Here is a 15,078-nt window from a genome sequence, read left to right as displayed (position 1 = left end):
TAGCCGGCGCAGGGCGACTCACTCGTTGCTTAGCCTTTATTGTCTACTTTAGCACGGGCTTCGTCACGCAGTTCTCGTCGTAAAATTTTGCCGACGTTGGATTTCGGCAGTTCATCACGAAACTCCACCAGCTTCGGCACTTTGTAGCCGGTCAAATGGCGACGACAGAAAGTAATCAGCGCTTCTTCGGTTAACGCGGCATCTTTCTTCACCACAAAGATCTTCACCGCTTCACCGCTGCTGCCGGAGGGTACGCCGACGGCGGCCACTTCCTGTACGCCGGAGTGCTGCATCACAACATCTTCGATTTCATTCGGATAGACGTTAAAACCGGAAACCAGAATCATATCTTTTTTACGATCGACGATCCGCAGAAAGCCTTCATCATCCATCACCGCGATATCGCCGGTATGCAGCCAGCCATCTTTAATGATTTCATCGGTGGCATCCGGACGCTGCCAGTAGCCCAGCATCACCTGCGGCCCTTTGATGCAAAGCTCGCCCGGCTCACCCGGCGCGACTTCATTATCGTCATCATCGACCAGCTTGGCTTCGGTCGATGGCACCGGCAAGCCGATGCTACCGCTGTGGTAGTCGATATCATGCGGGTTAACGCTCACCAGCGGCGAGCACTCCGTCAGGCCGTAGCCCTCCAGCAGATACTGGCCGGTCAGTTTCACCCAGCGCTCCGCTACCACCTGCTGCACCGGCATGCCGCCGCCGGCGGAAAGATGCAGCGAAGAGAAATCAAGCTGCTGGAATTCTTTATTGTTCAATAGCGCGTTAAACAAGGTATTCACCCCGGTCATCGCGGTGAAAGGATATTTTGCCAGCTCTTTTACCAGACCCGGAATATCACGCGGATTGGTAATCAGCAGGTTCTGCCCGCCAAGTTCGATAAACAGCAGGCAGTTCATGGTCAAAGCGAAGATGTGATAGAGCGGCAGCGCGGTCACCACCAGCTCTTTACCGCGGTGCAGTAGCGGACCGTAGGTCGCATTCACCTGTTCAAGGTTAGCCAGCATATTGCGGTGGGTCAGCATCGCCCCTTTCGCCACGCCGGTGGTACCGCCGGTGTACTGCAGGAAGGCCAGATCGTCCGTGACGATTTCCGGCTTCACGTACTGCATACGGTAGCCATGCTGCAGGGCGCTACGAAATGAGATGGCGTCCGGTAGATGATATTTCGGCACCAGCCGCTTAATGTACTTCACCACAAAGTTGACCAACGTCCCTTTGGCGGTGGAGAGCTGGTCGCCCATCCGCGTCAGGATGACGTGTTTTACCTGGGTTTTATCAACGACTTTCTCCAGGGTATGTGCGAAGTTGGAAACGATCACAATCGCCGCCGCGCCGCTGTCATTGAGCTGGTGCTCCAGTTCGCGCGGGGTATACAGCGGGTTGACGTTGACGGCAATCATTCCGGCACGCAGGATCCCAAACAGCGCCACCGGGTATTGCAGCAGGTTAGGCATCATCAGCGCGACGCGATCGCCCTTCTGTAGCCCTAAACCTTGCTGGAGATAAGCGGCGAAAGCGCGGCTGCGCTCTTCCAGCTTACGGTAGGTCATCACCTCGCCCATGTTGATAAATGCCGGCTGATCGGCATAACGGGTGGTGGCGTGTTCAAACAATTCAACCAGGGATTGATAGCGGTCAGGATTTATCTCCGCCGGAACATCGGCGGGATAACGGTTTAGCCAAACCTTTTTCACTGCTTCACCTCTGAAATAGTTATTCGTCGTCATCACAGCCCCTGATCAACAAACATTTTGTTAACATTATATTAACTCAGCGTACCAGTTTATTAATTAGGCGTTTTTCAGGTTGCGAAGCGCGTCACTATTTATTTTTCTTATGAGACTTAAAAACACGAAACAGCGGGCTAGCCGCTGTTTCTATTCCATTATAAAAACAACAAAATCATTCCGTTACGACATTTCTGACCTCAGCCGGGCCCGGATTATACCAACCCCAGCCACCGTATCCGTAGCCCCAGGGGCGAGGGCCGAGCATCCACGGGTCAATGGGCTGCGGCGGCATCACCACCTGCTGCACCACGTTCCAGCGCTTATAGCCGGTGGCGTTCATCAACATGAATTTATACGGCGTTGCGCCAACTTTACCGTCGACAACGCCGCTAATCGGCCCAACCACGGTGACCAACTGGCCACGGAAATCGACCGGGTCGAGGAAACCGCTCACGTCGGCGAGGATACGGCCGCGCGAAGGTTCGCCCAGTTCCGGTCGCGCGCCGCTATCCAGCGGTACGGTGGCAATCTCTAAGCGGGTTTTCCCCTGCTGGTTCTGCACGTTGACAACCTTACCGCCAAAACGCGCTTCCTGGCCGATATACAGCTGCGGCGCGTTCATCACCCGCACTAAATCCTGCTGCGGCGTAGGGCTGGTGCCTTTAATAGCATCCGGCACCGATACGCAGCCGCTTAGCGCAACGGCAACCGCCGCGGCTAACAGCCAACGAACGCCCTGTTTTTGACCCGCCATAATGCGACTCCTTCTCTCAGTCTTCTCTCTACTGAGATTCACTCGCGGCCAGGAAGTTTCTTCCACGCCACTTCGTTTCGCAAATAAACGGGTTCCGCATGCTCAACGGCCACGGTTTTTCCCGCCGCCAGCAGCTGAATGGCCAGCGGCAGCATATCTTCTGCCGCCGGCAGTTCGACCTCGCCGCTGCTCAAGGTCAGCCCGCTCTCTTTCGCCAGATCCGGCCACGCCTGCCAGCCGGTGCCGACGGTAGCCCATTCGCCGGAAAGCTGCGCCAGACGGTCGGCAACCGCAGCCGGTTTGAGGACCGCTTCTGTTTCTTCACCGTGCCAGACGCCATCTTCGTCGCGCTGATACTCGGCCCAGTAGACCTCGCCCATACGCGCGTCAATAGCCGCCAGCACACGAGTAGCGCCGGTTTTGCGCCACGCGCCCTGGGCCATCGTCGCCAGCGTAGAGACGCCGATCATTGGCAACTCAGCGCCCAGCGCCAGTCCTTGCGCAATACCGATACCAATACGTACGCCGGTAAAGCTGCCCGGACCGCGGCCAAAGGCCAGCGCGTCCAGTTCATTCAGCGTAGTGCCGCTTTCAGTGAGGACCTCCTGCACCAGAGGCAGGATACGTTGGGTGTGTTCGCGAGGACAAATTTCAAAATGGGCGCTCTGGGCGCCATCATTCCACAGCGCCGCGGAGCACGCCTCCGTGGCGGTATCGATAGCCAAAATTCGCATGGGTGGTCACGCTCTCGTTACATATTCCAGGCTTTAGGGCGGTAAATTCATCGACTGACGGACTCACCGCCGCCGCACCGCCCGAAATCCATTGGGGATAGCTGATTTACAAAATGGCGCGCAGCTTACCACATTTTGCGACGGATTACCTTGCCGGCGGTACAGCGAGAAAGCGCACTGCCCGGCGGATATCGCGGGTACGCGGCGCGGGTGGCAGGCTGGCCAGGAACACGGCGCCGTAAGGGCGCATCACCAGCCGGTTGTCACAGATAACCAGAACGCCGCGATCGTCAATATCGCGGATCAGGCGCCCGACGCCCTGTTTGAGGGTAATGACGGCATCCGGCAACTGCACTTCATCGAACGGGTCGCCGCCACGCAGTCGACAGTCTTCCATTCGCGCTTTGAGCAGCGGATCGTCCGGTGAGGTAAAGGGCAGCTTATCGATAATCACCAGCGACAGCGCGTCGCCGCGCACGTCGACCCCTTCCCAGAAGCTACTGGTCGCCACTAATAGGGCATTGCCGGCACTAACAAACTGCTGCAGCAGTTGACCTTTACTGGTCTCCCCTTGCAGCAGTACCGGCAGCGTCATGGTAGCGCGGAACTGCTCCGCCAGGTCGCGCATCATGGCGTGCGAGGTACACAGCATAAAGCAGCGGCCGTCGTTAGCTTCGATCAGCGGTTTCAGCATGGCCGCCAGATGGCGCGCCGCGCCGGGCTGGTTCGGCAGCGGTAAATTGCGCGGTACGCAGAGCAGCGCCTGATGTTGATAATCAAACGGGCTTGGCAGCAACAGCGTCTGTGCGTCATCGATGCCGAGGCGGGCGGTAAAGTGGTGGAGATCGTCATTAACCGACAGCGTCGCCGAGGTAAAGATCCAGCTTCCTGACTTTTGCGCCATCACCTCTTTAAACTTCTCCGCGACGGTCAACGGCGTCAGGGCGAGGGTAAAATGCCGCGACGTGCATTCATACCAGTAGCTATAGCCCGGCTGATTGATCTCTTTGAGCCGCTTCAGGCGTCCACGGTAGAGCGTTGCGCGCTCAAAGGCGGCGTCGAGCAGCGCCGAGCGGCCAAGCGAGAGTTTGGCGACGTCATAACACAGTTCAAGCGCGTCATCGAGCAGCAGCAGCGCGCGCTGAATGTGGCTATCCGCCAGCAGTTCGCGCAGGTTGCCGCGATAGCCCGGATCGCCCAACTGCAGACGGAAATCCTGCGCGCTTTGCGCCAGACGATCGGCGCATTTTTGCAGCTGTTGGGTATCTTTCAGTTCAGTACGGTAGGCAATGGTGATGTCTTTGGCCAAATCCAGTAGCTGGCGGCTGGAGAGCGACTGGCCAAAATACTGGCTGGCGATATCCGGCAGCTGATGGGCTTCATCGAAGATCATCACTTCCGCTTCGGGGATCAGTTCGGCAAAGCCGCTCTCTTTCACCACCATATCGGCCAGGAACAGGTGATGGTTGACCACCACCACGTCAGCATCCATCGCCTTCTTACGCGCTTTCACCACAAAGCAATCTTTATATAACGGGCAGTCGCTGCCGAGACAGTTATCGTTGGTGCTGGTGACCAGCGGCCAGGCCTGAGAATCTTCGGCGACGCTGGCGCAGGTGCTGATATCGCCATCCTGCGTCTGATTAGACCAGGAGCGCAGAAGAATTACGTCACTTAACGTTTGTACCGGCAGATCGCCGCCCGCCAGCGCCTGCTGTTCAAGGCGTTCAAGGCACAGGTAGTTTGAGCGCCCCTTTAACAGCGCCAGTTTGCCGGTGAATTTAAGTGCTTTAGCGACGGTCGGCAGGTCGCGGCTGTAGAGCTGATCCTGCAGCGCTTTCGAACCCGTGGAGATGATCACCTTTTTCTTCGCGCGCAGCGCGGGCGCCAGATAGGCGTAGGTTTTACCGGTGCCAGTCCCTGCTTCCACCACCAGCGGCCGGGAGGCGTCAATGGCTTCACTCACCGCTATCGCCATCTGGCGCTGCGGTTCGCGCGGCTTAAATCCCGGTATCGCCATGGCCAGCTGGCCGTCTGCTGCAAAATCGTCGATCACGTTGCCCCCTGGTTATTTGGACAGTGATTATGTCAGGGAGGACGGCGTTTCGCCAGCCCGGGTAGTGACGCGGGCGGAACATTGTGGCAGTCTTGCCGCAGCCAAATGGATAGAACAAAGAGGAAAGATAAATGACAATTACGCGTATTGATGCCGAAGCCCGCTGGTCTGATGTGGTGATTCACAACCAGACCATCTACTACACCGGGGTGCCGGAAAACCTCGACGCCGACGCGTTTGAGCAGACTGCCAACACCCTGGCGCAAATTGACGCGGTGCTGGAAAAACAGGGCAGCAATAAGTCACGTATTCTTGATGCCACCATTTTCCTCGCCAATAAAGATGATTTTGCGGCGATGAATAAAGCCTGGGACGCCTGGGTAGTCGCCGGTCACGCGCCGGTGCGCTGCACCGTACAGGCGACCCTGATGAAGCCGCAGTATAAAGTTGAGATTAAAATCATCGCCGCGGCGTAATTACTCGTCTTCGTCGTCATCTTCGAAGCGCGCTACGATCCGGTCGCCGGTGTGCGTGGCGCGCAGTTCATCGGCCACCAGGGCGATTGCCTGGCCGCTGCTCATTCCCTGCGCCATCAATTCCTGAATACGTTCGACCGCTTTTTGCTGTTGCTCATGGCTCAGCGAAGGTAAACCTGCAAACATCACTCACTCCTGCTACATTGTGGGGCGTAATTATTTCACGCCGTCCGCCATTTCGCCAGTGGGCGGCACATTAGGATCGAGGTTAATGTTGTCCCCCGCTATTATCACCCTGCCCTGGCGCCCGGATGCCGCCGAATGCTATTTCGCGCCGTTAAGCGCCACGCCGTGGGCGATGCTGCTGCATTCCGGCTTCGCCGACCATCCGTATAGCCGTTTCGATATTATCGTTGCCGAACCGCGCGCGACGCTGGTTACCCGCGGCGAGCAAACCTGGGTCAACGACGGTGAAGGCGAATTTGTCTCGCAGGACGATCCGCTGCAGCTGCTGCAACAGCAGTTGGATCGCTGTCAGTTAACGCCGCAGGCCGATGATAACCTGCCGTTTCTCGGCGGCGCGCTGGGGCTATTCGGCTACGATCTTGGCCGCCGCTTTGAACGTCTTCCGACGCAAGCGCAGGCTGATATTGCCATGCCGGAGATGGCGGTAGGCATTTATGACTGGGCGCTGATCGTCGATCATCAACGCCAGCAGGTGTCGCTGCTGAGCTATGACGATCCGCAACGGCGCCTACAGTGGCTGGAATCGCAAACATGCCAGCCGGCTGAACCTTTCTCCCTGACCTCCTGCTGGCAGTCAAATATGAGCCGCCAGCAGTACGGCGAAAAATTCCGCCAGGTACAGGCGTACCTGCGCAGCGGCGACTGTTATCAGGTCAACCTGGCGCAGCGTTTTCAGGCCCGCTACCGCGGCGATGAATGGCAGGCATTTCGTAAGCTTAATGCCGCCAACCGCGCGCCGTTCAGCGCCTTCATTCGCCTGCCGGAAGGGGCGATTTTAAGCCTGTCTCCGGAGCGTTTTATTCAACTGCATCAGGGTGACATCCAGACGCGCCCCATTAAAGGCACGCTGCCGCGACTCGATTCCCCGCAAGAAGATGCGCGCCAGGCGGCAACGCTTGCCCACTCGCCGAAAGACCGCGCCGAGAATTTAATGATTGTCGATCTGATGCGCAATGATATCGGCCGCGTCGCCGTACCGGGCAGCGTTCGCGTACCGGAACTGTTTGTGGTCGAACCGTTCCCGGCGGTGCATCACCTGGTGAGCACCATCACCGCACGATTGCCTGCTACGCTTGATGCCAGCGATCTGCTGCGCGCGGCCTTCCCTGGCGGTTCCATTACCGGAGCGCCAAAAGTTCGCGCCATGGAGATTATCGATGAACTTGAACCGCAGCGACGCAACGCATGGTGCGGCAGCATTGGTTATCTCAGCCTGTGCGGCAATATGGATACCAGCATTACTATTCGTACGATCACCGCCTGGCAGGGCCAACTGTACTGCTCAGCGGGCGGCGGTATCGTGGCGGACAGCGAAGAAGCCGCGGAATATCAGGAAACTTTTGATAAAGTTAACCGTATCCTGCATCAACTGGAGAGCTAGAACATGGCGGCTAACGCCCTCGATCTGGACGACTTTCTATCCCGTTTTCAACTGCTGCGCCCGCAGCCCTCGCCGCAGGCGCTGAACCAGCGCCAGGCGGCGGTACTGGTGCCGATTGTCCGTCGGCCGCAGCCGGGACTGTTGCTGACCCAGCGTTCGCCGCTGCTGCGCAAGCACGCGGGCCAGGTCGCCTTCCCCGGCGGCGCAGTAGATAACACCGACGCTACATTGATTGCCGCCGCGCTGCGCGAGGCGCAGGAAGAAGTGGCGATCCCGCCGGAAGCCGTTGAAGTGATCGGCGTGCTGCCGCCTGTCGACAGCGTCACCGGCTTTCAGGTAACGCCGGTTGTTGGCATAATCCCCCCGGACCTGCACTATCATGCCAGTCAGGACGAGGTGTCTGCGGTGTTTGAAATGCCGCTGGAAGAGGCGTTGCGCCTGGGTCGTTACCACCCGTTGGACATCCATCGGCGCGGTAATTCACATCGCGTCTGGCTATCGTGGTACCAACATTATTTTGTCTGGGGAATGACCGCCGGCATTATTCGCGAGCTGGCGCTGCAAATCGGCACTCGCCCTTAGCTATAATAAGTAATGAGAAGCCGCTCTCACTATTAGTAAAACCAAGGTTATCCATTAGTTTAATTCATGTGAATAGTTAAGCTGACAACCCGGTTCCCTCTTACACTATGCGCAGTTATTACATCGTTACCGCAACCGCGGTAACCCTGTCAGGAGTGTTATCGTGATTAGTATATTCGACATGTTCAAGGTGGGGATTGGTCCCTCATCTTCCCATACTGTAGGGCCGATGAAGGCCGGTAAACAGTTCGTCGATGACCTGGTCGAAAAGGGATTGCTTAATGAAGTGACGCGCGTCGCCGTTGACGTCTATGGGTCGCTTTCATTAACCGGCAAAGGCCACCACACGGACATCGCCATTATCATGGGACTGGCGGGCAATCTGCCTGCGACGGTCGATATTGACGCGATCCCGGCATTTATCCGCGACGTAGAAACCCGCGGCCGTCTGCTGCTGGCAAACGGGCAACACGAAGTCGACTTCCCGGCGGATGACGGCATGCGTTTTCGTAGCGACAACCTGCCGCTGCACGAAAACGGCATGACTATCCATGCGTGGGCCGGCGAGAAAGAAATCTACAGCAAGACTTACTATTCAATCGGCGGCGGTTTTATCGTCGACGAAGAGCATTTCGGCAAAGAAGACGCGAGCGAACTGCAGGTTCCGTATCCGTTTAAATCGGCACAGGAAATGCTGGGCTACTGCAAAGAAACCGGTCTGTCGCTCTCCGGCATGGTGATGCAAAACGAACTGGCGCTGCACAGCAAGCAAGAGATCGAGGCCTATTTTGAAAACGTCTGGCAAACCATGCGCGCCTGTATCGATCGCGGCATGAACACCGAAGGTGTGCTGCCGGGGCCGCTGCGCGTGCCGCGTCGCGCTTCGGCGCTGCGTCGTCTGCTGGTCGCCAGCGATAAGCTGTCTAATGACCCGATGAACGTTGTCGACTGGGTGAACATGTTCGCGCTGGCGGTCAACGAAGAGAACGCCGCAGGTGGCCGCGTTGTTACCGCGCCGACCAACGGCGCCTGTGGTATCGTTCCGGCAGTGCTCGCCTACTACGATCACTTTATCGAGTCCGTCAGCCCGGATATCTATATTCGCTACTTTATGGCGTCCGGCGCGATTGGCGCGCTGTACAAGATGAACGCGTCCATTTCCGGCGCGGAAGTCGGCTGTCAGGGCGAAGTCGGCGTCGCCTGTTCAATGGCAGCGGCGGGCCTGGCTGAACTGCTTGGCGCCAGCCCGGAGCAGGTTTGCGTGGCGGCGGAAATCGGCATGGAACATAACCTCGGCCTGACCTGCGACCCGGTCGCCGGCCAGGTTCAGGTGCCGTGCATCGAGCGAAACGCTATCGCCTCCGTGAAGGCGATTAACGCCGCGCGTATGGCGATGCGCCGCACCAGCGAACCGCGCGTCTCTCTCGATAAAGTTATCGAGACCATGTACGAAACGGGTAAAGACATGAACGCCAAATATCGCGAAACCTCTCGCGGCGGCCTGGCGATCAAAGTCCAGTGTGACTAAAACACGTCTGTGAAATGCGCCCTTTCCGGGCGCATTTTTCTTTTTCTCCCACCAACTTATCTTACCCACTACACTTGCTTTAAGCCGGCTGTTACTCTTATTCCTCTATTTAGCCGACAGGGCGCCTCGCATGCAAAATGCACAGAAGGTCATTTCGACATACCGCCGCAAGCGCATTCTGGTGTGCCTGGCCGTTGCATTTCTGACCCTTGCCGTCACCCTGACAATCCGATTTATTTCACAGCGTAGCCAAAATCAACAGCGCATCCAGACGGTGACCCGCAATATGGTGATCGCGATGGACAATATCCTGCAGCCGCTGGCGGCAAAACACGCTACCCTGCTGAGTATGGTGGGCAAACCCTGTCAGGATGTGCATCTTGAGCTGCGTAAAACCGCGGCCACACTGCAGACCGTACGCTCAATCATCCTTGTTCAATCCGGGATGGCCTACTGCTCCAGTATTTTTGGCCCACGCCATGTGGCCATTCATCAGCTGCAGCCAACGTTGCCGGCAGTCAACCCGCTGTTGGCCTTTTCAACCGATAACTCGCTGCTCAAAGGCACACCGGTACTGATTCAGTGGTATCCCTCTTCCGTAAGCGGTGCCGACGGCGCGTTGTTAATTATCAATATTGAGCTGCTTGGCGAATTGATTCTCAAAGAAAAATCATCGTTGATAAGCGACATCAGCCTCACGGTAGGCAACAAGAGTTTTCTCAGCGATGTTGGCGTCGTTGCAAGCGATCGGTTGCCGGGTCTGCCGATAATTTACCGGCAAAGCTCCAGCCAGTTTCCCTTTACCATCAACATCAGCGGCCCGGGAGCCTCCGCGGTAGCCTTAGAAGAGCTGCCCGCCGAATTACCGCTGGCGCTGATGTTCAGCCTGTTGATGACCGGTATCGCCTGGTTGACGACCGCAGGACGAATGACTTTCTCGCGCGAAATAACCCTGGGTATCGCCGCCCACGAGTTCGAGGTATGGTGCCAGCCGCTGCAGGATTTACGTACTCAGGAGTGTTGTGGCGTGGAAATTTTGCTGCGCTGGAACAATCCGCGCCGCGGAAATATCTCGCCGGATGTTTTTATCCCGATTGCTGAAGGCTACAACCTGATAGTCCCCCTGACCCGCTACGTCATCGCTGAAACCGCCCGCCGGCTGCATTATTTCCCGCAGGATGCCAATTTTCATATTGGTATTAACGTGGCGGCGCGTCATTTCAGCAACGGCGAGCTGCTGCGCGATCTGCACACCTATTGGTTCAGCGCTAATCCGGTACAGCAGCTGGTGGTCGAGCTGACCGAACGCGATGTTCTGCGTGAAGGCGATCATCACATGGCGGAGCACCTGCATTTTAAAGGCGTCCAGCTGGCCATTGATGACTTTGGCACCGGTAATAGTTCGCTATCCTGGCTGGAAAAACTTCGCCCGGATGTACTGAAAATTGATAAATCTTATACCGGTGCTATTGGCATTGATGGGGTCAACGCGACGGTGACCGATATGATTATCGCCCTGGCGCACCGGCTCAAAATCGTCACCATTGCCGAAGGCGTCGAAACTCAGGAACAGAAGATTTACATGCGTAGCCACGGCGTGGATTTACTACAGGGATATTATTATGCCCGCCCGTTGCCGGTGGAGGATTTTCCGCGCTGGCTGGCGGAAGAGAAGCACCGTCTGGCGGCGACTGGGGGTAAAAAACAACCCGCCGGGCAAGTTTAGCCCGGCGGGTTCGGCATTACTCTTCTTCGTCGTTATCGTGGACGGTTTTAATGACCCGTACCAGATCGACGCGATAATCATTGGCTTCAACGATGGTGAACTGCAGCGGCGGCAGTTCGACAACATCGCCTATCCGCGGGATATGACCGTTCGCGGAGATAACCAGCCCGGCAACGGTCGCGATATCATCGTCTTCGTTGACCAGGTCGTCCAGCCCCAGCGCCTGCTGCAGCGCGTGGAGGTCGGTTGACCCTTTGATTAGCCAACCTTCGCCATCCTGCACAATTTCCGGCGTTTCGTCGGCGTCCGGGAACTCACCAGCGATGGCTTCCAGGACGTCCAGCGGCGTCACCAGACCCTGCACCACGCCAAATTCGTTGGTGACGATGACAAAACTGCCGCGCGCCCGGCGCAGCACGCCCAGCAGATTGATCGGATCCAGCGTTTCCGGCACCACAATCGCCGGGGAAGCGGATGCCATCGCGGCAACGTTCTCGCCCGCCTCCAGCGCCACCAGCATCTCTTTGGCGCGTACAATACCGATGATTTCATCAAGTTCACCGCGGCAAACCGGGAACATGCTGTGCGGGGAAGAAAGCAGCTGGCGACGAATTTCGTCTTCGCTCTGCTCAGCATCCACCCAGCTAATTTCGCCTCGCGGAGTCATGATACTGCGCAATGAGCGCTGCGCCAGGGTCAGTACGCCGTTAATCATATAGCGTTCTTCTTCAGCAAACGCCCCTTCCGGCACCGGCACTGCCGCCGGGCTATCGCTATCGTGCGCCACGGTCGCCTGTTTGCGACCGCCCATCAAGCGCAGAATCGCATCAGCGGTACGCGCACGCAGCGGCAACGTCGACTGGTGGCGGATAAAGTTACGCCGCGCCACCTGGTTAAAGAACTCAATGGTAATCGAGAAGCCAATCGCCGCGTACAGGTAGCCCTTCGGAATATGGAAGCCAAAGCCTTCTGCCACCAGACTCAGACCAATCATCAGCAGGAAGCTCAGACACAGCACGACAACCGTCGGATGTTGGTTCACGAAGCGGGTTAACGGCTTCGAGGCCAGCAGCATCAGGATCATCGCGATCACGACCGCAGCCATCATCACCGGCAAATGGTTTACCATGCCAACGGCGGTAATCACCGCATCAAGCGAGAAGACGGCATCCAGCACCACAATTTGTAGCACGACGACCCAGAAGCTGGCATAGCCTTTGCCGTGACCGGCATCATGCTGGCGGTTTTCCAGTCGTTCATGAAGCTCTGTCGTCGCCTTGAATAGCAGGAAGATACCGCCGACCAGCATGATCAGATCGCGCCCGGAGAACGAAAAATCGCCTATGCTTATCAAAGGCTTGGTCAACGTGACCATCCACGAGATAACCGAGAGCAGCCCCAGGCGCATAATCAGCGCCAGCGACAGGCCGATTATACGTGCCTTATCACGCTGTTTTGGCGGCAGTTTATCGGCAAGGATGGCGATAAAGACCAGGTTATCGATACCCAGAACAATTTCGAGGACTACCAGCGTCAGCAGGCCAGCCCAGATGGTGGGATCCATTAAGAATTCCATGAGCGGCTCCCGTTAACGACAGCGGTAGTCATCGCGATGTCATGCACCGGCGAAACAATGGTTGCTGGTAAAAAAGCGTGTGTGGTTGAGACGGCAGACGAGTGCCTGAGGGTGAAAAGACGTCGATGACGGTCCATACGGCGGGCTATGCCCTATACTCCTGAGTAATTAAACGGAAGCTAAACATAGCAAAATATAGCGCAGAATTGGCAAAAATTTACCTGTCTTTGCAATAGCTAAGGCTATTTTTTGCGCTGCGAAATTATTGATTATTGAAGCGTAATTTACGGAGCTCCATCACATTAATTATTTTTTCACTATCTAAAATAATTCCCGGTAGTAATTAATTTAGATCTTACACCCTTACTGAATCGATTTTTCCACAAGAGTGATTCAGGATGTATCAGACCAGATGATGCATTCACCATAATAACGGAGGTAGCAAGTGACGATTGCTATTGTAATAGGCACACATGGTTGGGCTGCAGAACAACTGCTGAAAACCGCAGAAATGCTGTTGGGCGAGCAGGAAAACGTTGGCTGGATCGATTTCGTTCCTGGCGAAAATGCCGAAACGCTGATCGAAAAGTACAATGCACAGCTGGCAAAACTGGATACCACAAAAGGCGTGCTGTTCCTCGTTGATACGTGGGGCGGTAGTCCATTTAACGCGGCAAGCCGCATTGTTGTTGATAAAGAAAACTATGAAGTGATCGCTGGCGTCAACGTCCCGATGCTGGTTGAAACCTTCATGGCTCGCGATGACGATCCGTCGTTTGATGAGCTGGTGGCGCTGGCGGTGGAAACCGGTAGCGAAGGCGTGAAAGCGCTGAAAGCCAAACCGGTTGAAAAAGCGGCGCCGGTTCAGGCTGCCGCGCCGAAAGCGGCAACGCCCGCTAAACCGATGGGTCCAAATGATTACATGGTGATTGGCCTGGCGCGTATCGATGACCGTCTTATCCATGGCCAGGTTGCGACCCGCTGGACCAAAGAGACCAACGTCACCCGCATTATCGTGGTCAGCGATGAAGTTGCCGCCGACACGGTGCGCAAGACGCTGCTGACCCAGGTGGCTCCTCCGGGCGTGACCGCTCACGTTGTTGATGTCGCGAAGATGATTCGCGTCTACAACAACCCGAAATACGCCGGCGAGCGTGTCATGCTGCTGTTCACTAACCCAACGGACGTTGAACGTATTGTTGAAGGCGGCGTAAAAATTACCAGCGTCAACATCGGCGGTATGGCTTTCCGTCAGGGTAAAACGCAGGTCAATAACGCGATTTCGGTCGATGCGACAGATATCGAAGCATTCAAAAAGTTGAATGCCCGCGGTATTGAACTGGAAGCGCGTAAAGTTTCCACCGACCAGAAACTGAAAATGATGGATTTGATCGCCAAGGTGGGTAATTAACCCGGCGCTCGCGAGCCAACCTTCACTTTAAGACTTAATCAACAGGAGAAGTACAATGGAGATTACCCTTCTTCAGATTGTGCTGGTGTTCATCGTCGCGTGTATTGCGGGTATGGAGTCGGTACTTGATGAATTTCAGTTCCACCGTCCTCTGGTCGCCTGTACGTTAATTGGCGCCGTTCTCGGTGATATGAAAACCGGTATCATCATCGGCGGTACGCTGGAAATGATCGCTCTGGGCTGGATGAACATCGGTGCGGCAGTTGCGCCTGATGCCGCGCTGGCATCCATTATTTCTACCGTACTGGTTATCGCCGGTCACCAAAGCATTGGCGCCGGTATCGCTCTGGCTATCCCGCTGGCGGCGGCAGGCCAGGTTCTGACCATTATCGTTCGTACCATCACCGTTGCCTTCCAGCACGCGGCGGATAAAGCCGCTGAAAACGGTAACCTGACGGCCATCTCCTGGCTGCACGTTTCCTCGCTGTTCCTGCAGGCAATGCGTATCGCCATCCCGGCGGTTATCGTAGCCATCTCTGTCGGTACCAGCGAAGTTCAGGGTCTGCTGAATGCCATTCCGGAAGTCGTGACTGGCGGTCTGAATATCGCGGGCGGCATGATCGTCGTCGTCGGTTACGCGATGGTCATCAACATGATGCGCGCGGGCTATCTGATGCCGTTCTTCTATCTCGGTTTCGTCACCGCGGCCTTCACCAATTTCAACCTGGTTGCGCTGGGTGTGATTGGTGCCGTTATGGCCATTCTCTACATTCAGCTGAGCCCGAAATATAACCGCGTAGCGGGTGCCCCGGCTCAGGCGGCTGGTAACAACGATCTCGATAACGAACTGGACTAAC

13 protein-coding genes are annotated in these 15,078 nt (G+C 56.4%); 7 read left to right on the top strand and 6 right to left on the bottom strand.

Annotation, left to right across the window (positions count from 1 at the left end):
• Window positions 1–29: 29 nt before the first annotated feature.
• The 4 genes from fadD to ABLU78_RS23695 all read right to left on the bottom strand — a co-directional run bounded on the left by fadD (window position 30) and on the right by ABLU78_RS23695 (window position 5,295).
• Window positions 30–1,715, bottom strand: coding sequence for a long-chain-fatty-acid--CoA ligase FadD (gene fadD / locus ABLU78_RS23710; protein ID WP_045387580.1), 1,686 nt, complete (start codon window positions 1,713–1,715; stop codon window positions 30–32).
• A 208-nt stretch (window positions 1,716–1,923) separates the two neighbouring features.
• Window positions 1,924–2,505, bottom strand: a complete 582-nt coding sequence (locus tag ABLU78_RS23705) for a Slp family lipoprotein (protein WP_015366050.1) — start codon at window positions 2,503–2,505, stop codon at window positions 1,924–1,926.
• 38 nt (window positions 2,506–2,543) lie between these two features.
• Window positions 2,544–3,239, bottom strand: coding sequence for a tRNA (adenosine(37)-N6)-threonylcarbamoyltransferase complex dimerization subunit type 1 TsaB (tsaB, locus tag ABLU78_RS23700; protein WP_045387494.1), 696 nt, complete (start codon window positions 3,237–3,239; stop codon window positions 2,544–2,546).
• A gap of 145 nt (window positions 3,240–3,384) precedes the next feature.
• The gene (locus ABLU78_RS23695) at window positions 3,385–5,295 is read right to left on the bottom strand and encodes an ATP-dependent DNA helicase (RefSeq protein ID WP_015705926.1); all 1,911 of its coding nucleotides are present in this window, start codon (window positions 5,293–5,295) and stop codon (window positions 3,385–3,387) included.
• Between the two features lie 131 nt (window positions 5,296–5,426).
• On the opposite strand from ABLU78_RS23695, the gene ABLU78_RS23690 reads away from it, so the two are divergent.
• Entirely contained in the window at window positions 5,427–5,771 is a 345-nt protein-coding gene (locus tag ABLU78_RS23690; protein ID WP_015366047.1) for a RidA family protein, read from the top strand.
• Here the strand turns inward: ABLU78_RS23690 and ABLU78_RS23685 are convergent, their stop codons facing one another.
• Window positions 5,772–5,957 (bottom strand): YoaH family protein, encoded by a 186-nt coding sequence (locus ABLU78_RS23685; RefSeq protein ID WP_015366046.1) that lies wholly within the window; start codon window positions 5,955–5,957, stop codon window positions 5,772–5,774.
• A gap of 85 nt (window positions 5,958–6,042) precedes the next feature.
• Between ABLU78_RS23685 and pabB the strand changes: the two genes are divergently transcribed.
• The 4 genes from pabB to ABLU78_RS23665 all read left to right on the top strand — a co-directional run bounded on the left by pabB (window position 6,043) and on the right by ABLU78_RS23665 (window position 11,234).
• A complete protein-coding gene (pabB, locus tag ABLU78_RS23680; RefSeq protein ID WP_045387497.1) occupies window positions 6,043–7,398 on the top strand; it encodes an aminodeoxychorismate synthase component 1 in 1,356 nt (451 codons plus the stop codon).
• A 3-nt stretch (window positions 7,399–7,401) separates the two neighbouring features.
• Complete coding sequence (locus ABLU78_RS23675) at window positions 7,402–7,980, top strand: CoA pyrophosphatase (protein WP_045387499.1); 579 nt, start codon at window positions 7,402–7,404, stop codon at window positions 7,978–7,980.
• Window positions 7,981–8,143: 163 nt separating this feature from the next.
• Window positions 8,144–9,508: an L-serine ammonia-lyase gene (gene sdaA / locus ABLU78_RS23670; RefSeq protein WP_015705929.1), complete on the top strand. Its 1,365-nt coding sequence runs from the start codon at window positions 8,144–8,146 to the stop codon at window positions 9,506–9,508.
• A 130-nt stretch (window positions 9,509–9,638) separates the two neighbouring features.
• Entirely contained in the window at window positions 9,639–11,234 is a 1,596-nt protein-coding gene (locus ABLU78_RS23665) for an EAL domain-containing protein (protein WP_015366042.1), read from the top strand.
• A 16-nt stretch (window positions 11,235–11,250) separates the two neighbouring features.
• On the opposite strand, the gene yoaE is transcribed toward ABLU78_RS23665, so the two are convergent.
• Window positions 11,251–12,810 carry a CNNM family cation transport protein YoaE gene (gene yoaE, locus ABLU78_RS23660; protein ID WP_032711921.1) on the bottom strand — a complete coding sequence of 520 codons (1,560 nt, stop codon included), beginning with the start codon at window positions 12,808–12,810 and terminating at the stop codon, window positions 11,251–11,253.
• A gap of 445 nt (window positions 12,811–13,255) precedes the next feature.
• Here yoaE and manX point away from each other — a divergent pair, with 445 nt between their 5' ends.
• Complete coding sequence (gene manX, locus ABLU78_RS23655; protein ID WP_015366040.1) at window positions 13,256–14,221, top strand: PTS mannose transporter subunit IIAB; 966 nt, start codon at window positions 13,256–13,258, stop codon at window positions 14,219–14,221.
• A gap of 55 nt (window positions 14,222–14,276) precedes the next feature.
• Window positions 14,277–15,077, top strand: coding sequence for a PTS mannose/fructose/sorbose transporter subunit IIC (locus tag ABLU78_RS23650; protein WP_015366039.1), 801 nt, complete (start codon window positions 14,277–14,279; stop codon window positions 15,075–15,077).
• Window position 15,078 lies beyond the last annotated feature (1 nt).

This window comes from Klebsiella sp. JN_Kp122 (genome assembly GCF_040062085.1).
Taxonomy (GTDB): domain Bacteria; phylum Pseudomonadota; class Gammaproteobacteria; order Enterobacterales; family Enterobacteriaceae; genus Klebsiella; species Klebsiella aerogenes.
Note: the sequence above shows the minus strand (reverse complement) of the source record. Positions and strands in the feature narration are given on the sequence as shown.